Origin of the sequence: Parafrankia irregularis (assembly GCF_001536285.1) — a bacterium.
GTDB classification, from domain to species: domain Bacteria; phylum Actinomycetota; class Actinomycetes; order Frankiales; family Frankiaceae; genus Parafrankia; species Parafrankia irregularis.
The window spans coordinates 1-19,611 of the sequence record NZ_FAOZ01000022.1 but is presented as its reverse complement, the minus strand read 5'-3'; the positions used below and the strand labels follow the sequence as shown (position 1 = coordinate 19,611).

Below are 19,611 nucleotides of genomic sequence, written 5' to 3'. Positions count from 1 at the left end.
CCAAGGCCCAGTCCCACTGGGCACAAACCACCCAAGTCGTGTGCCCCCGGGGAGGCTCGGACAGCATCCACGCAGAACCGGGCCAAAGCGAGCCTGGTCGTGTCGGCCCGCGTACCTGCATTTATCACGCCCAGTGACGGATCGCGGCCGGCGGCGGCGCGGGCGCTGACCGGGGGCGGTGCCTGATGGCCGCTGATGGCGCCGCCGTGATGGACGCTTCGACTGGAACGCGGCCGGTAGCAGGAAGTGACGCGGCGGTCACCCTCGTCACGGTGATCATGATTGTGGTCGTCGGGCTCACGTTCGCCTTCGGGTTCGGCAATGTGTTCCAGCTCGGGTTGCGTCTGGGAGTGCCGGTCTGGGTCGCGCCGTTGGTGGCTCCGGCGGTCGACTTGTCCGTGGTGGGCCTCTTGCTGGGCACGCGGCAGATGGCGCTGCAGGGTGCTCCGCCGGAGCTGCTGCGTCCGGCGCGGCGGCTGCTGGTGTTCTCCAGCGTGGTGACGCTGGCGTTGAACATCGCCGAGCCGGTGATCGCGGGGGACTACGGGAAGGCCGCGTTCGACGCGGTCGGCCCGGCGCTGCTGATCGGCTGGTCTGAGGTTGGCCCGGGGCTCCTGCGCGCGATGCGCCACCCCACCACCTTCCATCCCGCAGCGCAGGACGCCGCGATCCCTCAGCCCGCATCCCGGCCGACAGAGACTGCCGGGGCAGTGGTGTCCACCGCGGTGCCTGTGGCAACGGAAGGTGGGAGCCCGCGGGCCGAGGTGGGTGCGGTTCCTGCGCAGCGCGCTCCCGAGCAGGCGAACGCCGTGGTGGTCGATGGTTCGCTGTTGGACCGGGCGCGGCGTGAGGACGCCCGTTACTGGGAGGAACACCGCCGTCCGATCTCCTCGGACGAGCTGCGCAAGCGGCTGAAAGTCGGCTCGAAGAAGGCGCGGGCGCTGGTCACGCAACTGCGCATCGAGGCGCACCGGGTGCTGGAGGAACACGTCCCCAACGCTGACGCGTCTGAGGTCGGCACAGCCGCGATCGTGCTGGAGGCCGATGACGCGGCTGCGGACGGGCTGCCCGCGGTGGTCGTGCCGGGAGACGTCGACATGGTTGACCTTGGGCCGGTCGAGTCGGCCGAGACAGGTGCGCTGGCCGCTGTCGGATGAGGGTCCCCGCCCCGACGGGTGGGACTGGCGCGCACCCCGTGTGTTGGCGGGCGGGATGTCCCGGTGCGGATGCGACTGCCCGCTCACCTCCGGATTGGCCTGCCATCTGCCCCTTCCTACCTGCCTGTTCGTCGATCTCTGCCTGCCTGACGACCCTCGGGAGACCTCTCCGCATGATCACGAACCCTCCGCAGCAGACCTACCTCGGCCGCCGCACCTACGCCCGACCCACCGCCCGCATCGTGTCCAGCGGTGAGCACCAACTGTGGCTGGCCCGCCACCTGACCCCACGGGACCGGTGGATCACCCGCATGATCCACGAGCACCGGGTGTTGACCACCCACCAGATCGTCGAACTCGGCTGGGTCACCCGCCGGTCGGCGAACATCCGTCTGCTGGAGCTGTACCGCTGGCGGGTCCTCGACCGGTTCCAGCCCCTGGCCATCAGTGGCCTGTCGCCCATGCACTACGTCCTCGACGTCGCTGGCGCCGCCGTCCTCGCGCACGAGGACGGCCTGGACCCGAGGAAGATCGGTTACCAGCACGACCGGGCCATGGGCATCGCCCACTCCCTGCATCTGGCCCACCGGGTCGCGGTCAATGGGATGTTCACCCGGCTGATCCACCACGCCCGCCAGCCCGACGCCACCGGCCGACTCACGGCCTGGTGGTCAGAGGAACGGTGCGCGGGACTGTACGGGGACATCGTCCGCCCGGACGGCTACGGCCGTTGGGCGCAGGGCGGCGCCGAGATCGAGTGGTTCGTCGAGCTGGACTTCGGCACCGAACCGCTACGCCGCCTCGCCCTCAAGATCGACACCTACCATCAGCTCGCCAAGGAGACCCGGATCACCACACCGCTCCTGATCTGGACCACCACGACCCGCCGGGAGGCCCGGATCCGCGAGGCGCTGGTCGATGCGCTGCGCCACCTCGACCAGCCCGCACGGGTACCCGTCGCGACCACGGCCGCGGACCTCGCCGAACCCGACCAACACCTGGACGCCACCCTGGTCCGCTGGCTACCCCTGACCCGCGCTAGCGCCGGTCGCCTCGGACTGGGCCAGTTGTCCCTCGTCTGGTCGCCCCTGGACCGCGCCGCCACAGGCCACGAAGACAAGATCAATCTCCCCGGGCGTCCCAACCGCCTTCACCCGCCGCAGCCAATGCCCCCCATAGGCCTCGACCATCAGCAACACGCGGCCTGACCGTAGCCGTCCAGATCGGTTCTGGTTGCCTGGGTGTTGCACCCAGGCAACCAGAAACCCGGCCGATCGGAAGGAGTAAGCCAGCCCAGGTTTCGAGTCCCCGGCGGGCCACCACACCGGGTTACGGAGCGTGACGTTGGCCGCAAGACCGCCGGGGTGGACGGGGAGGTTGTCCTCACTCCCCAGGGCCGGGCGAAGCTGGCTGCGTCCATCGGGCGGCGCGGCCATGTATCTGGTACACCGGGCGGCGAGCCGGTTCTGTCGGACCCGTCGGATACCTTCCGATCTATGGCATCTAAGAAGGTTCGGGACACGGCGGTCGCTCGGGGGAACATCAAGCCCTCGGTGCGAATCGCTGTCTGGGCGCGGGCCGGCGGGTGCTGCGTCATGTGCTCCGTCAGCCTGCTCGGCGCGGCCCGTACCTTCCTCCACACGGTCCTCGTTGGCGAGCTGGCACACAATGTCGGCGCCACGGCCACTCCTGGCTCTCCTCGCGGGCTCGTCGAGGACCTCACGGAGAGAGAGACGGAGGAGAACCTCCTTCTGCTGTGTCACGGTTGCCACCGTCTGATCGACAGTGATGATCACTCTCCGTACTTCACGACTGACCGCCTCCGTGACCTGAAGACGCGGCATGAGGACCGTGTGCGGGTAGCCGCGACGAGCGGCGGGCTGCGCCGTACCGCGCCGATCCGGGTCGGTGGTCTCGTACGGGGGGCTACCGCCTTCGCCTCGCAGCGGCAGACAGCCGACGCGCTGCTGGCCGCCGGCTATCTCGGCCTCGCGGACGGCCGGTGGCAGGGGGACTTCGCCTGCCACCTCGCCGGCGACCCGAGTCGTTCCTCCTACTGGCTTGCTGCCCAGGAGACGATCGACCACACCTTGGCACTCGTCGAGCAGGCAGTCGCGAGCGGCGTCGTTGACCATCTGTCGATCTTCGCGATCGCGCCGATCCCGCTGCTCGTCTACCTGGGTTCCCGGCTCGACGACAAGACCGACACCCGCCTCTACCAGAAGCATCGGGACGGAGATCAAGGCTGGCGCTGGGACGAGACCGCCGAAATCCACGACTTCACCATCCGCGCCGCCCTCGACTCCACCGCGGCCGGAGAGGTCGTCCTCGCCGCCTCGCTGACGGCCGAGGTCCAGAGGCTCAAGCTGCCGGAGCCGCTGCAGGGGCTGCCGTACGTTGAGATTCGACCGCAGGGCGATCTGTTTGGCCCTCGGCTCGTCTCGCATCCAGACACGCTGCGGAACTTCGCTGACCGCTGGCGGAGCCTGCTCGCCGAGGTCGAGACGACGTGCCCCCGAGCCACGCGATGGCATCTCGTCGCCGCCACACCGCTGAGCGCCGCCATCGAGATGGGACGCGCCTTCATGCGTGGCGCCCAGCCGCCCGTCGAGGTGTACGAGCGGCAGAACGACACCTACGTGAGCGCCGTCGAGGTCAACACCTGACCGACCAGGGCTCCGACCTCTCCCGCGCGTCCCCGGCCGGATCGTAGATGCCGGCTCCTTCTCACCCACGATCACCCCAGGGAAACGTTCCGTGAAGCACACCGACTACTTCAACAGCTTCTTGAAGAACACGGTCAACCTCAGCCAGCCGAAGCTGGACCTGCTCGCCGCCCGTGTCGACGCCATTTACACGGCCCTCAGCGCGGATCCTGAGCTCGGCCCGCGCCTAATCAAAAAGATCCCGCAGGGCTCCTGGGCTCAGGAGACGATCATTAGTCCGCAGAATGGCAAGCCGTTCGACGCTGATTTCCTCCTCCAGATGAAGGAGGAAGCTGTCTGGTCAGACAACGTACGGGAGTACAGCAACGCTGTCTGGGAGGTCATCCACCACCACTCGCGGTACGGTGGCATGCCACACGGCCGAAAGTGCCGCTGTGTCTACATTGAGTACGCGGACCACGAGATGCACGTCGACGTCGTCCCGTACGTGATCCTCGCCGACGGTCGCCAGGTGATCATCAACCGGGACCTCAACCAGTTCGAGACGACCAACCCGGACGGCTTCACCGCGTGGATGAAGGAGCGGGACAAGATCGCCGACGGCAACCTGCGCAAGGTGATCCGTCTCTTGAAGTTCCTGCGCGACCACAAGAACTCCTTCACCGGCACCAAGTCGATCCTCATCACCACCCTCCTCGGCGAACAGGTCGCCGCCTGGAAGAAGATTGGTGACCCGGGCTACTATCAGGATCTACCGACCGCCCTGCTGCACCTGGTCAGCGATCTGGACGTGTGGCTGCAGGCCCGCCTGACTAAGCCGTCCATCGTCGACCCGTCGAACCCGTTGGTCACCTTCGACCATCGATGGGACCAGACGACCTACTCCTACTTCCGCGCTCGCATCCACGTCCACGCGGCTGAGATCCGTGAGGCCTACCTCGAGACTGACGAAGAGAAGAGCGTCAAGAAGTGGCAGGAGCTCTTCGGGGACAAGTTCCAGGCTCCGAAGACCTCGTCGGCCAGCAGCAAGTTCGGCACCGCCGGGGTCGCGGGTCGAATCACCGACGGCATCAAGCCCCCGGGCATCTCCTCGTCCGGCCGCTCGGGCCGAGCCGGGTAGCGAGGCGCGCGACCGGTGACGAGACGGAGACGTGCCGAGTTCACAGACTGGCAGCAGTCGGCCATCCGTGAACTGCGCGCGGTCGCCGCTGACTTCCCAAACGAGTTCCAGCTGCTCGACCACCCGCGGCTGACTGACGGCGGGCTCGTCGAGGCCCGCATCCGGCTACGAACAGGCGGCCTGCCCCGCGCCCCACGTGGTCTTCCCCTACGCGAGAAGGAGGAGTTCCTTCTGAGGATCGGCGCCAGTCAGCTGTCGCCTCCGGTCGTCGAGGTCGATCATGGTCGATTCCTGGGTTACCCGCACGTGCTGCAGGGACGACGACTGTGTATCTACCTTGACTCGGCGAGGGAATGGGACCCTCGGCGCGGATTCGCCAGCGCGATCGACCGGCTGCACGACTGGCTCGCGGACGCGGCAGCTGCGCGGTTCAACCCCGAGGTAGCCCTCTTCCACGCGGTCGGCGGGATCCTGCACCGCACACCGGGCATCCCCACGATCGTCATCCGTGAATCCGGCATGGCGCTCACGGCCCAGCCTGCCTACCTCGCCGTGCGTTCTCCACATCGACACGACCTCTGCTACAGCGACGATCACACCGGACGACACCGAACCGTGGTCTTCCAGCTGGCAGATCCCCTGCCTCTCGGAGCAGGGAGCCGACTGCGGGGCCTTCTGGAGCTGCTCGACACCGCAGTCAGGCCTGGAGCTTTCGGCGCATGGCGGCCGCGGGCGCAATCGGTGCCCTTCCTCACGGCTCTCGCGGCTGCCGCTGCTCGAAACCAGGAGGGCACGCCGCAGACGTTCATCCTCGCGATCCCGCACCCCGTCGGCGGCCCTCCTCACCTTCTCGCAGGCCAGGTGCCCGCCACGGCGGCCGACGAACTGCGTCGGCTCGTCCGTCAGCGCACCACCCCGGTGATCAGCATTGGGGCGGGCGAGATCGACCACCAGACACCCGTGGAGTGGTGCGCCGTGTCCGACGAACGGGACAGCGTCACAACCCGACGCGACGCTAACCGTCCCGCCAACGCCTATCAGGGGAAGACGATCCACGTCTGGGGGTGCGGCGGCCTCGGATCCTGGATCGCCGAGTTCATCGCCCGCGCCGGCGCCAAACGTCTGATCCTCTGCGACCCCGGCACCGTCACCGGAGGCCTGCTGGTGCGTCAGGACTTCACCGAGGAAGACATCGGCACAGCGAAGGCAGAAGCACTGCGAAAGCGCCTTGCCGCGATCCGCGACGATCTGGAGGTCGAGGCGCACGTCGGTCTTGTCCCAGGTGCCATCGCGTCGATCCTCGACGCCGACCTCGTCCTCGACGCCACCGTCTCCCGCGCCATCGGCCAGCTCCTCGACGACCTCGCGCCGATGCCAGGTCGCCCGCTGCTCGCTCAAGTCGCGACCGACGCGAGAACCAGCACCCTTGGGCTACTCACCGTCAGCGACCGGACGAACCCCTCCGGGCCGAACACGATCGACCAGCGCGCCGGCGAGAAGATCAGCGCCGACGGCGAGCTCGAAGCCTTCCATACCTTTTGGAGGGATCTGCCCCCAGGCGACGAGCTCATCCCCACCCGGGGCTGCTCCGTACCCACCTTCCATGGTTCGGCCGCTGACACCGCCGCTGTTGCCGCCAGTCTGACCTCCATACTCGGCAGCTACCTAGCGAGCACCGAACCGGTATCCGGCACCCATCTGATCGGACTGCCTCACTCGCCCGCAGAACCCTTTCGCCACTTCGTGCCCGCTGTCTGACGCGAGGTGGCTAATCCGCCCGACCTGTCCCCGGCCTCTCCACTCACCTCAGCCGATACCCGCGCCAGCCTCGACCGGCAGCTGCATGCGGCCTGACCGGAGTCCGGCCATGCTGTCGCTGAACCGGAGGTCGGGTTGCAGGACCAGTCGGCGACCGCCGGACAGTTCGGCCGCGATGACCGCCCTACCAGGCCGACGACGAGAAGCGGCAGAGCAGCCCAGGGCATGCAGGCGGAGAAACTAGCGCGTGTCGCGGACGGTCGGGCCCGACGCCACAGCGCATCAGTGGTGAAGGGGCGTGATCACCCCTGCGGTGTATCCGCCGGATATGCCGACACCACGGAAGGAAGGACTGGGCTATGGACAGTGAAACTGGGGCCCTGGTCGAGGACATCACCGCCCGTGTGCAGCGCGCGGTCCGCGCGGGCGATTTTCCGGCCATCGTTGGGTTGCGCGGCGATCGGACCTTGATCCTCAGCGACTACGACTATCTGACCAGCTGGGCGACGAGCCTCGCGTTCGAGGTCCGCGTGGCGACCCAGGCGCAGGCCATCCGCGTTCACCGGTGGGTCTTCGCCGTCCCACATGTCTGGTACGACGACGGCGACACCATCCAGGCCCGCCCCCTGTTCACTGCCCCTCTCCAGCCTGGCGAGACCGAGACGATCAGCTGGATGAGCTACGACAACGGCGATGGCATCGACTACGGCCGGGTCGAGTTCGCTCGCCGTCCCAACGGCGAGCCCGTCTTCGATGAACCCGAGTACTTCGCCGTCCCCATTCGCCCGTTGCCTCGCCACCCCGGTGCCGCCCTGCACCGTCTCCTCACCTCCGGTATCCCCGATCTCGCCTCGGGGCTTCCGCAGTGACCCTGAACGTGACCCGGTCGAGAATTGTTGGCCCGCGTGGTAGACGGACCGGCTGGCGAACTTTCCGACTCGCATCTGTGGCCTATACGCCGAATCGGTGGGGGCTTCGGTCATCGTTTCCGCAGCTCAGGAGCCTATGCGCAGTCGAGGTCGAATCTTCCCTGTCCGGGGAATGAGTCGCGCCTCGGCATGGGCGGTCGTTGCAACGCACACCGCCGGAGCGCAGACGATCTTCCGTCTGTGGCGCCGCGAAGCTGGGGCGAGACCGCCCGGGAGGATCTTCGTTGACTCAGATGATTGGCACGCCCAGCGACTCGGACAGGGCGGCGGAGGTCCGCAATGCGCTGGTGGACAAGCTTTGCGTGACCGGCATGATCACCTCACTGGAGGTGGAGCGGGCGTTTCGCGCCGTGCCGCGGCATCTGTTCGTGCCCGAGGGCACCTCGCTGGAGGTTGCTTACAACTCCGATGACTCGGTGGCGATCAAGTGGGCCGCGGATGGTGTGATCATCTCGTCGATCAGTGCGCCGTTCATCCAGGCTCGGATGATCGAACAGGCCGGGCTCGGCCTCGGGATGAGCGTGATCGAGATCGGGTCCAGCGGCTACAACGCCGCGCTCCTCGCCGAGATCGTCGGCCCGTCGGGCCGAGTGATCAGCGTGGACATCGATCCCGAGGTGACCGAGCGGGCCCGCGCACTTCTGGAGGCGACCGGATACACGGACCGGGTCACGGTCATCCTCACCGACGCGGAGGACGGCGTTGCCGAGCTCGGCGACCGGGTCGACGCGATCCTGGTGACGGCCGGCGCCTGGGACCTCTCGCCGGCGTGGCTCGCGCAGCTGGCCGAGGACGGCCGGATCGTCGTACCGCTACGGATGAACGGGATCACCCGGTCGATCGGGTTCCGCCGCGACGGCGATCACCTGGTGAGCACCTCGGCCGAGGTGTGCGGGTTCGTTCCCATGCAGGGCGCCGGTGCCCACGACGAGCGGGTCTTCCTTCTGCCAGACGGGCACGGCCGCCACGTCAGGCTGCGTTTCGACGCCAACCCACCCCAGGACCTGGATCTTCTGGACGGTGTCCTGGCGACACCTCGGACCGAGGTGTGGTCCGAGGTCACGATCCGTAACGGCGTGTCGTTCGCCGACCTGCACCTATGGTTCGCGTGCTTCCTGCCGGGCTTCTGCCGGCTGGCGGCGGACGAGGGAACCGACCTGGCCGCTGAACGCAAGAGCTGGTTCCCCTTCGGTACCGTGCAGGACGACTCGTTCGCCTATCCGGCGGTGCGCCCGGCGCTGGACGGCGCCGGTGTCGAGTTCGGCGGGCGGGCGTACGGCCCGTACGGCGAGGCCGCTGCCACCGTGCTCGTCGAGCAGATCCAGGCCTGGGATCGCCAGGCACGGGGCGGACCGGCCCCGACCTTCGCCTACTGGCCGACGGGCACCGACCGTCCGCCGGCCGGCGAGGGCACGGCCGCGCTGGCGAAGACCCACGGCCTGGTCTCGATTTCCTGGCCGGTCGCGGGCTGACACGGCCGGTTCAGGACGTACCACCCACCCGAGAAATCCCCCACCAGAACAATCGGTCCGGAAACGGATCCCTCGGGTCCGAACCCGGATCCGGTCCGGTGGGCAGACCCGGACCACCCCGCTCCGGTGCCGAGTCGTCGCTGCCGGCGGGGCTGCGTCACGTTCGCGCGCCCACTCACCTGTCCAGTTACCTACGGGGGAGCTGGCGACGATGTTGCCGGGTGGAGCTGGCTATGCGGGTCCGTTTCTGATCTGGAGCAGGACCTGATCTTGATCTTGTAGAGCGGGTTGGTGGGTCTGCCCTGCAGCTCGCGCTCCGAGGGGCGTCCTCATTGTGGAGCTACCCGGTAGCTGTGTGCTTTCGGGTGGTCCGCTACTCTGCTCGCCGCTTGTCCCACGGGGGTGGACGAGCAGGGGGGATCACAACATGTCGCGTCAATCGTCGGCGCTGGGTTTCCGGGTTCTCGCCTGGATCCGTCGACATCCGATAGCCAGTGGGGTCATCGGGGTCTTCCTGCTGCTGCTCCTGATCGGCTCTCTGGCGGGATCGCCGCCCGAGGAGACGCCAGTGAGTAGTCCGGCGAAGGTCACCGCGTCAACGACGCCAACGACGTCCGCGACACCGAGTGCGTCGCCGAGCCTGGTTTCCCCGGCGCCGAGCGATCCCGCTCCAGTGCCCTCTGCCACCACGGAGGCCGCACCACCTCCTGCTGCCGCCTCGACGCAGCCGGTCCAGCAACAGGCTCCCGCTCCCGCCCCGACCCAGGTGGTGCAGCAGCAGGCGCCGCCTCCGGCACCTGCTCCGGTCCAGGCTGCACCACAAACCACGCAGGCGCCGCCGCCAGCGGAGCCCGCGCCGGCCGCTGTCTCCTTCGCATCCTGTGCCGAGGCACACGCGGCCGGCGCCGCCCCGCTCTATGCGGGTCAGCCGGGCTACAGCACCAAGCTTGACCGGGACCGCGACGGCGTCGCGTGCGAATGAGAACGGCTGGCGATGTCCTGCGTGAGAGACCGATACGACGAGCATCCGGCTGCCTGGTCCTGGCTATCGTCGGCAGCCTCGCTGGCTGCGGCGGCGGCGAGGCGGAATCGGCGACGGCCGCGGCCGTCGTCCCGAGTTCGTCAGCTCCCCTCTTGCCGACGCCGACTCAACCAGCGGCGTCGCCCACCTCTCGCCCGGGTCCTGGCGTCGAGGTGGTCACCGGCTGGGGCTCGGTGACGTACTTCGGACAGCGGCGTCAGGCCGCGCCCGGCGCCCCCGCACCCCAACAGGCGGGAACCGAGTGGGTCGGGATCGACGTTCAGACGTGTCTGGACTCCGGCCAGGCGGGCAGCGAGGTGGGGAAGGACGCCTGGACGGTGACCGACGCGGGCAACGGGCTGACAGAACCGGCCAATCTCACCTACAACCAGTTCCCCGCGCCCCAGTACCCGATCCAGGGATACCTCGAGCCGGGCACCTGCGTTCGGGGCTGGATCATCTACCCGATCGTGACCGGGCGGGAGCTGACCGCCGTCCGATACTTCCCGGCGGGGGCATCTGCGCCAGTGGCCTCCTGGAACGCGGGAGGGCCTTGAGTCGCTGCGCAGCGCGTGCGGGGCGGACGTGATTCTGCCGACGATGCGGCGTGCCTCCAGCCTGGTGGCAGCCATGCGGTCCGACGCGACGCGACGACGTTGAGTTAGACCGAGAGGTGGGCGTTCATGGCGCGGGCCTGCTCGCCAAGCTCAGGCAGTTCCACGACGGTGACGCCGGCCTGGGCGAGGAGTTCGTAGCCCTGGCAGTCGGCGACGAAGAGGCTGGGCTCGCGCCAGGCGATGACCACTCGCGGGATCTTCGCCTCCAGGATGAGCTGGGTGCAGGTGCGCGGCCGGGACTTGCGCTGCGAGCACGGTTCGAGGGTGCTGTAGATCGTCGCGGTTGCGAGCCGGGGGTCGTCGGGTGCGATCTTTGCGAGGGCGGACTCCTCGGCGTGTACCGCGTCGTCGACCTCGCGGGAGAAGCCGAAGGCGATCTCCTCGTTGTTCTCGTCGACGATGACGGCGCCGACCGAGTAGGCGCCGGTGGCGGGTGGGCAGCGGTGAGCGAGTTCGATGGCCCGGGTCATCCAACGGTGGTCATCCAGCTGGGGCATGGAACGGCTCGTCCTTCCCTGAGGGGCCCGGTCCCGAGTGGGGCGGACCGGAAAGCCGATAGGCGGGATGGTGGCAGTCAGACGGCGATGGCCGTGGGAACCCGGTCCATCGCCTGACGGAACTCGCGTACCTGGGGGACAGTCTGCCACCCGGCGACGGCGTCACGCAGTGTCCGCAGGCTAGTCATGATGCGCCCGGAGTGCGTGCTGGCACCCACCGTGAGTGCGTTGAGACCAAGTGTTGCGGCTTGCTCTGGTTCGCGTGCTCCTGCGTGCGCGAGGGCTTCGCGGGCGAGGTAGACACCGCGGTCGCGATGGAAGGCAGGGGGGAGGCCGTCGATCGCGGTCCGGAAGCCGCTGGCTGCAGCGGGGTAGTCACCGAGTGCCGCGAGGCTGTGTGCCCGCTGGACTTCGATGTAGGCAGGGCTGAAGAACTCTCCCCAGGGGTCGGTGTCGGGTCCGGCCCTGTCGAGGATGTCGTGGGCACGGTCGTAGAGCGTCAGGCAGGTGGTCTTCTCGCCCCGCAGTGCGTGGCCGTGCGCGCTGTAGGTCGCGGCGATGGCGGCGAGACGGCCGGTTGGTTCCGCGCTGGTCAGGGCTGCGTCGGCTACGTCGACGGCTTCGACTGGGTCGCCACGGTCCGCGGCGAGTTGGCTCTTGCGGGCGAGGATGAACACCGTGGCCTTGGGGTCGCCTGCTCGGTGTGACCATTCCAGCGCCCGGTCGAGCCAGTATCCGGCGGTGGCGTGATCCCCGCTGTCCTGGTGGAGCCAGCCGAGGAGATCAGCGAACTGCGTCTGGATGTGGAGCAGGGTCTGCCGTTGGGGGCGGGAGTTCGTGCCGTTGCGGAGATGAGTGGCGATGAGGCCGGCTTGCTCCTGCGCCGTGGTGATGACCTGGCGCGGTCCGAAAAGGTTGTCGTTCTCCGCGAGCACGGCGCGCAGGCGTGCGAAGTGATCGACGACGCGTGGATCGATGGAGGACGATCCTGATGGGATCGTCGGCGTCATGGCGAGCGGGCTGAGGGTCGAGCCGCTGGCGGCGGTGAGACCCAGGCCGCTCAGGAAGCCCCGGCGATCGAGTGGCATGAGGACGATCCTCCCATCCGGGGCGAGTTGCGGAAAAATGATCAAGTGATCTTCATGCGTCTGACCGGCTGAGCTGGGGTTCGGCGCGTGTCCGGCGCTGGCGGCACTGGGGGCGGCTTCGACCGGTCGTTCGGTAGCTGTGCCCCATAGAGGCGCCGAGGACGTGAACGAAGAGGCCGCTGACGATGTAGCCGCTCGGTCCGGCGGACGGCTCATGCCGTTGATCAGGAACACGTCCGCGGGTGGGAGGTGCTCACGGTCATCGACGTCGACCAGGGCGTGGAGATCGCATCCGTAGACCTCGGCGAGTAGGGCGAGGAGCTGGGGGGTGGGACGTCGCCGAGCTGGACGAGGCCAGTTCTCCACCTCGGACAGCCGCGGTGCGGTCATCGGGGCGGTGCCCTCGGGGTCGAGGCCGGCCCGGGTGGCGTGGGCGTTGATGCGGTCGGCGGCCTGCTGCTGTGTCCAGCCGTGTGCGACCCGGTAGGCGGCGCGGGGGCGTAGGCGGTAGCGGCGGGCGAACTCGATCGCGATCTCGTGGTGGCTCATCCCGGTCGCGCGCATCCGAGTCCGCAACTCGTCCTGCTCAACCCGCTGGCTGGGCTTGTTCATGGCGACGTTGCCGCCCCTTCCGGGTCAAGGACGCTCGCGAGCCCGCAGCTACGGCCACGGATCGGCTCTCGATCGGAACCCGCCCACAGTAACCGCTGCCTCACTATCCAGGACGGTCGCTGCTTAGTACCGCAGTACCAGGCGGTTCTCCGGCTTGCTTATGATCTTCCCTTTCGTCCGGTCGGGGATCGGCCTGCCGGTCGGGAAGGCGAGGATTTCAGGGTCGGCCGTGCGGTCGCGGTCCCAGGCGTCGATCTGGTCGACGATCCGTGTGGCGAGACGGTGGCCGAGGGGCCCGTGGCCGATGGCGCCGAGCTGCCAGCGCCCGGGGCTGTCGGTGCGCCGGATGGTGAAGTAGGCAAGGGAGCCGTCCTCGACGAGGGCCGGGCTGCGTGAGGCGATCGCGGGTGTGCACAGCCCGTCGGCGACGGCCTGCTGGTCGGCCTCGATGCGGACCGTGCCGTCGTCCACGGCGCTGAGGTGGAGCCAGACACGGTCGAAGGGTTCCTGGCCGTGCACGGTCACGTCGGACCAGATGGCGGACTTCTCCCGGTCGAGGACGCCGAGCAGGGCGTCGGCGTCGATGGGCTGGTCGAGATCGTGGTGCAGCGCGGCGAGGCCGTCGGGGTGGATGACGCTCTTCCGCTCGCCGGGCTGGCCGAGCATCGGCACGAAGCCGCACAGGAAGACCCAGTCGGACTTCCAGTGGTCTTCCTGCTTGGTGAGGGCGACGGCGCGGGTGGTCCCGCGCCAGCGCAGCGGGAGGACGAGGCGGCCGTCGGGGGCGAGCTGGTCCCACCAGGCCTGGGGGATGTCCCAGGCACCGACCGTGACGATGATCCGGTCGAACGGGCCCTCCTCGGCGGCACCGTCGGCGCCGTCGCGGGTCAGGACGCGGACGTGCGGAAAGCCGGTGTCGTCAAGATTGCGCCGCGCAGCGGCGGTCACGTCGGCGTTGATGTCGATGGTGGTGACCTGGCCGCCGGCTCCCACGAGGGTGGCGAGGAGTGCCGCGTTGTAGCCGGTGCCAGCGCCGATCTCCAGGATGCGCTGGTCGGGCCGGACGTCGAGGGCGGTGAGCATCGCGGCCACGATGGTGGGGCCGGAAGCGCAGCTGAGGTGGGTGCCGTCGGGGAAGGTGTGGGTGATGACCGCCTTCTCGTCGTAGGCGTCGGTCAGTGGCGCCTCGGGGACGTAGCGGTGGCGTTCGACGGATCGCAGTGCCGCTTCGACCCACGGGGGCAGATGCTCGTTGGTGAGGATGCGGTCGACCATCCGGTCGCGCAGCGCGCCGGGTGATGTGGCTGCGGTCGTCTCCATGGATCTCCTTCGCGATGGTGGGGGTGGTCGTAGCGATGGCATTGACCGGTCACTGACTGTCAGCTGATGAGGAGGCAGCGGTCCCAGCCTGGCAGCGCGGAATCAGATGTGATCTCCAGGGCGGCGGCGGTGAGCGTCACGCCGGTTAGGCCCTCCAGGAACCCTTCTCGGGTGGGCTCGCCGTGGCCGCGGAGGTACCGCTGCCCACGTGCTTCTGCAGCGCTGACGGCGGCGGAGAGTTCGCAGGTCCCGGTGTCGACCGCGGCCCGGTGGGCGGTCAGGAGGAGGCCGGCCCAGCCGTGGCAGAGTCCCGCGTCGGTGAGCTGCGCGAGCTGGTGGCCGTCGGTGAGGCATCCGACGAGACTCTCGACCGCGTTGGAGGCTCGTTGTTGGTCTCCGAGGGCGAGGGCGGCGAGGTGTTCGGCTCGGGCGATTCCGGGACTGCCGTAGCACCAGGACGGTCGCGGTGGTCCCGGGCGGGCCGCGCTGCCGGTGCGCAGCTCGTCGTGGTCGATCACCTCGGGCCACCAGCCGGCCCGCCTCTGGCCTCTGCGCCACTGGTCGAGCCACGCGATGACGTTGTGGAGCGCGTCGATGTGTCCTGCCACGGTGATCCCCTGCCGCTTGGTGATGGCCAGGAGCGCCAGCGGTCCAGCGATGCCGTGGGCCATGCCGAAGCCGGCATGGCCGGCGTTCCACCGCGCGGAGGCGCGGCGGTCGGGGCTGCCCGTCGCCCACCATCCGGGCAGGGCGTGGCCATCGACGCGGATGGGTCGGGTCAGCCGCACCAAGTACATGAGCACTTCCCGGAGAAGTGCGCTTTCGCGGTCGCGGTGGAGAAGGAGCGCGCCGAGGCCGGTGAGTCCGTTGATCAGGTCGTACTCGCCGGCGTGGGGCAGCTGCCCGTGATCGATGCGGCGGTGGGCGGCTTCCAGACGGCTCCGGATGACGGTGGCGATGGCGTCGTCGAGGGTGGCGAGCGCGGTGTCGTAGGCGGGGTGATCGGCCGTGTGCAGGGCGTAGGCGACGGCTGGTGCGCCCTGGTACAGGCTGGCGGTGTCCGGATGGGCGTTGAGCGGGCTACGTGTCATCGCCGCGGCGAGGCGGTGCACCGGTTCCCAGCCGTCGAGGCCGGCGCGGGCACGGACGATATGCGCCAGTGCGATCCCTGGTGCCCCGTCGCCGAGGGACTGGGCCCAGTGCGCCGATTCCGCATCGCCAGAGGCCGGGACCGGGGGGAAACGGGGCAGCGTACTCACGTGCTGTCCGCCGTGATGTGTGCGCGCCGGGTGAGGGCGATCTGCCGGGCCAGGCGCCGGCAGATGGCCTCGTCGGCGCGATCGATGAGCCTGGCGCGGTTGTGGTGCATGTGCAGGAGCGCCGACAGAATCTGATCGACATCGGCGTTCCCGGGGAGCGCGAGCCGATAGCGGGTCAACGCTTCCCGGCGAGCCTGCCACGTCTGCACGAGGGCGGCGGGAAGGGATGCGTCGCCCGGCGGAGTCCTGCTGGCTGCCCAGCGGGTGACCTGCTCGGTGACGGCCCGATCCGCGCCAGGCGTGGCTTTGGCGGCGAGGTGCTCCAGCAGCCAGGCGTTCGCGTGGACGGGGTCGGCGTGGAATCCGTCGGCGATCTCCACCATGCCGATGGCCGCGAGCGCCATCGGATGGACGGCGAGAGGCGTCGGGACCTGGAGTGCGGTCGCGACCGCGTGCGAGTCGGCCGCGAATACCGCTTCGGCGGCGTCCATCGCCGTCCCACTACCGTAACGGCCGATTTCAGGATGGTAGGTCGCCAGGGTCAGCCGGGACGCGGCGCCCGCGTCGCAGAGCTGCTGCCCCCACTTGCCGACTGCACAGGCCACTGCGGCGTACCCCTCCTGGCCGGTGGTGCGGATCCGCAGCCGCAGATGGTCGGTCTCACGGACGCTGCGGTAGCGGGCGAACCAGTACGACCGGTCTCCGTCGATCAGGTCAATCAGCCGGGGCAGGTGCGTCCGGAGGATGTCGTCGAGACGTTCGGGATGGGTGAAGACCTGCGCGTAGAGCCAGGAGCCATCCGGCGAGGCCGGCCGGTGTGCGGCGTTCGCGTTGGTCACGAGCGGTAGAGCGCCGGTGACGAGGTTCGGTGTCGCCGGCACAGCGCGGACGAACGGCAGGACGATCTCGTGGACGTGGCCGCCGATCCATCCCGTGTCCTCGACGGAGTCGGTCTCGGTCAGCGTCGCGCGGCCGTGTTTGTCCAGGTGTTCACGCAAGATCGCCAGATGTGCGTCCACAGTGAGATCCAGGCGCAGTGACCGGTGGTCGTCATGGAGCTCCACGATGTCCGGGCAGGTCCCTCGCTGCCGCCATTGGGCGAATGCTTCCTCCCAGCGGTGGCCATCGGCGCGTAGCGCGGCGTGGTCTGCGGCGCTGATCCACCACGTCGCGGGTGACAGGATTGCGCGCCGGTAACGCACCCGAGGCGTGTAGGGGATGCCGGCGGCCAGCGGTCCCCAGTCGAACTCGGTGAAACGGGCGAGAAAGCCACGGGTCAGCGTGGCGAGGAACCGTGCCAGCGGCGGGGCCTGCTTACGCAGCGCGAGCGCGTGGAAGATCTGCGGTTCCACGACCTGGCGCCGCGAGATGCTGACCAGGTGCAGCCCGTCGGCCACCGCGACGATCCCGAGATCGTCCAGGCGGATCACGGTCGACTCGTCTCCCCGGTGCTCACCGACCGGCAGCACCTGGGGCAGCCAGCGGGGAACCCGGGAGACGTTCTCCGAGTGCGGAAACAGCGGCGGGAAGGACAGCTGGACCGGCAGCGCGCCCTCGACAGCCGCCGGCGCGGCGGCGAAGACGGTGTCCAGGCCGGCACGGCCCACGGCGGAGCCGAACCGGCAGGTCAGCGTGCCGAACGCCCACGCGGGATGAACGCCGAACGTGTAGTCCCCGGCCGCCAGCGCCTCGACGTCGGCGGCGTGGATACGGGCGCCCAGCTCGACGTGCGGCGGAATCCACCGTGGGTCCACCGGCCTGTCCGCTGTGATCGCGGCGATGAGGGAGTCGGTGAGCACGAGTTCATGCCGTCCGGCGGTGATCGTGTCCCAGGCCAGGCGCAGCAGCTCCTGGTCACGGCGGCTGACCGTGTCCTCGGGCTCGGCGAGCATGCTTCCCGGGAAGCCAGCCGGCCAACCGATCCCCGTATCGGGATGCACCGCGTCCAGGACGGGGACAAGCGCTCCCGTGCCGTAGCGGTCCCAGAACTCGCGGCACCAGTCGTTCCACCCCTGGTCCGGACGCGGCTGGCGCGTGAGACGCAGCAACGCACCAGCCGCGTGGGCCATCTCATCGGCGAGGTCGGTGGGAACAGCGATGTCGCAGTCGAGGTGCAGGTCCCCGGCCAGCGATGTCCGGCCGGCTGGCGACAGGCGCCGCATCCGTTCCGATGCCTCCTCCCGGAGCCGTGCCTGCGTGCTCGGCTTGGTGTGGTCGTCGTTGTGCGTCCGGATCAGCTGCTGGGCGGCGCGGAGATCGCCCAGCATGGCGGCGGTCGCCTCGCCGTCGCCGACCATGGCACGCTCGACGGCCGCGATCACATGCGCCAGCGGGTCGGACACCGTCATAGGCGCACGCAGACCCGTGATCAGGATGCCTTGGGCGACCAGGTCACCGAGCACACGGCGGACATCCGCGGCAGGGGCGGCAGGAAACGCGAGGGCGACCTGGTCGAGCAGAAGGTGGAACGGGATCGGCTTGGCCGCCAGGTCACGGACGAGACGCATCACCGCCGTGTTACGTACCGTTACCCGCCCTGGTCCGCGAGGCATCTCGATCCGGTCGCCGCGTTCGACCAACAGATCGCAGACCACGACGTCCAGGTGAGTGAGCAGGTCGGGCAGCCTCTCCAGCTGCTCCACCACGTCGTCCAACCACAGCGTGTCCGCCCGCAGGACCAGCCGGTGGGCCGATCCCCGGTACGCACGTACGCCCTCGCCGATACGGACCCCGGCGACACCGGCGAACAAGCCGAAGGGAGTCGGCCTTCCCAGGGAACGCAACAGGTAGCGCACGACCGCCGACGTCACCCGTCGAACCTGCTTGCCGCCCGCCGCCTCGTCGTCGTCGAGAACCGACTCGACCTGAGCGGCGAACGACCCACTCGCGTAGCGGATCGCGTCGGCAAACCCGGGCAGCGTCCATGCGGCGCGTAGCCACGACCGGCACGAGTCCGGATCGGACAACGTCGGCCAGTCCTCCGGCTGCTGGGACAGCGGAAGGACCGCCGCCCGCAGCATCGCACCGCCAGCATGGCGGTACAGCGGCAGCTCCACGTCGACCATCACACCTCCGTCGCACACTGCGGTCGCCGGCTCGCCGAACGGGCACGACCGGCGAGCCGGCGCCGCAGCCGTCACCGGGTCAGTCGCTGGCGCACGCCGAAGCGCAGGTCGAACCACAGGTGTCGCTCGTGTCGCACGCCCGCATCGTGTATCCGGGCGCCGCCTCGACCGTCACCTGCACATCGAGCTGGAACTCGTCCAGCAGGCCGAGCGGTGGCGCCTCGGTCCGCTCCAGAACCGCACTCGCGGAACCACCAAGCGTCATGGTCATCAACCCCTTCGAAGGAGGAAGCAGGGCAACGCCCCGAGGGCGCGCCGTAACGATGCTCCGTCCCGGCCGGTGAAACATTCCCACCAGCCAGAATCTTTGGCTTCGCGTTCCGGGCGGCGCTTGACCTGTGAAAACAGGGTCCGCGCCCCCTGCATGTTCGGTGAATGGCCAGGGTTCGACGCTGAAACATTCGTGAGCTACGAATCGGCTGGCCCGTCGCGGTGGGCGCGATGGCGGTCACCTTCGCCGATCATGGAGATCTCCGTCTGCCGGCACCCAAGGGTGATCACGTCCTGTTGTGGGACTGGCGCCGTTCGCGCTGTGGCGGGCAAGGCAGCTGGCTCCCAGGGACCGGGAACGGCAAGCACTCTGCAACCGCGTACGTGATCAGTCGGACGGGGAAGGGGCGTGAGATTGGCATGGTGACGTATCTGACTGTGTCGTATTCAGCCCTTTGAGCTGGACGCAACTTCCAAGCACGGAGGGTTGCGGGTCTTTCCCGGCTAGGTGTGGTGACCCTGGGCGAATTCGAGCCACTCGCGGGCGGCCTGGTAGTCGCCGAGTTGGTTGAGGGTGTTAGCGAGGTTGTTGGCACTGCGCAGGGTGTTGGGGTGATTGTCGCCGAGGATCTGGCGGAGGCGCCGGAGGGTGTCCTCGTTCAGGTGGCGCGCCGCCTCGTACTCCCCGAGTGCGTGCAGGTCGCTGGCGAGGTTGTTGGCGCTGCGCAGGGTTTCGGGGTGGTCGTCGCCGAGGATCTGG

General features: G+C 69.0%; 16 protein-coding genes and 1 pseudogene. 10 read left to right on the top strand and 7 right to left on the bottom strand.

All coding sequences use genetic code 11. From position 1 onward, the window contains the following. The first annotated feature begins 185 nt into the window (after nt 1-185). The 10 genes and pseudogenes from AWX74_RS26295 to AWX74_RS26255 all read left to right on the top strand — a co-directional run bounded on the left by AWX74_RS26295 (nt 186) and on the right by AWX74_RS26255 (nt 10,680). Nucleotides 186-1,157: an MATE family efflux transporter gene (locus AWX74_RS26295; protein WP_091282451.1), complete on the top strand. Its 972-nt coding sequence runs from the start codon at nt 186-188 to the stop codon at nt 1,155-1,157. Nucleotides 1,158-1,330: 173 nt separating this feature from the next. Further along, on the top strand, nt 1,331-2,365 hold the full coding sequence (locus tag AWX74_RS26290; RefSeq protein ID WP_091282447.1) for a replication-relaxation family protein: 1,035 nt from the start codon (nt 1,331-1,333) through the stop codon (nt 2,363-2,365). A 387-nt stretch (nt 2,366-2,752) separates the two neighbouring features. Continuing rightward, nucleotides 2,753-3,823, top strand: coding sequence for an SAVED domain-containing protein (locus AWX74_RS26285; protein WP_207550419.1), 1,071 nt, complete (start codon nt 2,753-2,755; stop codon nt 3,821-3,823). A 91-nt stretch (nt 3,824-3,914) separates the two neighbouring features. Further along, nucleotides 3,915-4,943 carry an SMODS domain-containing nucleotidyltransferase gene (locus AWX74_RS26280; protein WP_165615791.1) on the top strand — a complete coding sequence of 343 codons (1,029 nt, stop codon included), beginning with the start codon at nt 3,915-3,917 and terminating at the stop codon, nt 4,941-4,943. 15 nt (nt 4,944-4,958) lie between these two features. Next, a pseudogene (locus AWX74_RS42875) lies at nt 4,959-5,378 on the top strand (hypothetical protein); the annotation flags it as partial. A gap of 84 nt (nt 5,379-5,462) precedes the next feature. Beyond that, nucleotides 5,463-6,701: a ThiF family adenylyltransferase gene (locus AWX74_RS26275; RefSeq protein ID WP_242666428.1), complete on the top strand. Its 1,239-nt coding sequence runs from the start codon at nt 5,463-5,465 to the stop codon at nt 6,699-6,701. Between the two features lie 359 nt (nt 6,702-7,060). Then, nucleotides 7,061-7,570 carry a hypothetical protein gene (locus AWX74_RS26270; protein ID WP_091282436.1) on the top strand — a complete coding sequence of 170 codons (510 nt, stop codon included), beginning with the start codon at nt 7,061-7,063 and terminating at the stop codon, nt 7,568-7,570. A 293-nt stretch (nt 7,571-7,863) separates the two neighbouring features. Beyond that, nucleotides 7,864-9,102, top strand: a complete 1,239-nt coding sequence (fxlM, locus tag AWX74_RS26265) for a methyltransferase, FxLD system (RefSeq protein WP_091282432.1) — start codon at nt 7,864-7,866, stop codon at nt 9,100-9,102. 427 nt (nt 9,103-9,529) lie between these two features. Then, nucleotides 9,530-10,084, top strand: coding sequence for an excalibur calcium-binding domain-containing protein (locus tag AWX74_RS42630; RefSeq protein WP_091282429.1), 555 nt, complete (start codon nt 9,530-9,532; stop codon nt 10,082-10,084). 212 nt (nt 10,085-10,296) lie between these two features. Next, nucleotides 10,297-10,680, top strand: coding sequence for a hypothetical protein (locus AWX74_RS26255; protein ID WP_091282426.1), 384 nt, complete (start codon nt 10,297-10,299; stop codon nt 10,678-10,680). A 104-nt stretch (nt 10,681-10,784) separates the two neighbouring features. On the opposite strand, the gene AWX74_RS26250 is transcribed toward AWX74_RS26255, so the two are convergent. From AWX74_RS26250 to AWX74_RS26220, 7 genes are all read right to left on the bottom strand, one after another. Continuing rightward, nucleotides 10,785-11,237, bottom strand: a complete 453-nt coding sequence (locus AWX74_RS26250; RefSeq protein ID WP_091282423.1) for a deaminase — start codon at nt 11,235-11,237, stop codon at nt 10,785-10,787. A 77-nt stretch (nt 11,238-11,314) separates the two neighbouring features. Continuing rightward, a complete protein-coding gene (locus AWX74_RS26245; protein WP_091282420.1) occupies nt 11,315-12,937 on the bottom strand; it encodes an NsdA family TPR-like regulatory protein in 1,623 nt (540 codons plus the stop codon). A gap of 123 nt (nt 12,938-13,060) precedes the next feature. Beyond that, the gene (gene fxlM, locus AWX74_RS26240; RefSeq protein WP_091282416.1) at nt 13,061-14,257 is read right to left on the bottom strand and encodes a methyltransferase, FxLD system; all 1,197 of its coding nucleotides are present in this window, start codon (nt 14,255-14,257) and stop codon (nt 13,061-13,063) included. A 59-nt stretch (nt 14,258-14,316) separates the two neighbouring features. Beyond that, a complete protein-coding gene (locus tag AWX74_RS26235) occupies nt 14,317-15,516 on the bottom strand; it encodes a lanthionine synthetase C family protein (RefSeq protein ID WP_091282412.1) in 1,200 nt (399 codons plus the stop codon). Beyond that, nucleotides 15,513-18,581 (bottom strand): lantibiotic dehydratase, encoded by a 3,069-nt coding sequence (locus AWX74_RS26230; RefSeq protein WP_091282408.1) that lies wholly within the window; start codon nt 18,579-18,581, stop codon nt 15,513-15,515. Before AWX74_RS26230 ends, AWX74_RS26235 begins: the two co-directional genes overlap by 4 nt. Before the next feature lie 79 nt (nt 18,582-18,660). Then, nucleotides 18,661-18,852 (bottom strand): FxLD family lanthipeptide, encoded by a 192-nt coding sequence (locus AWX74_RS26225; protein WP_165615789.1) that lies wholly within the window; start codon nt 18,850-18,852, stop codon nt 18,661-18,663. Nucleotides 18,853-19,355: 503 nt separating this feature from the next. Further along, a partial coding sequence (locus AWX74_RS26220) for a tetratricopeptide repeat protein (protein WP_131799537.1) occupies nt 19,356-19,611 on the bottom strand: 256 nt, incomplete at its 5' end.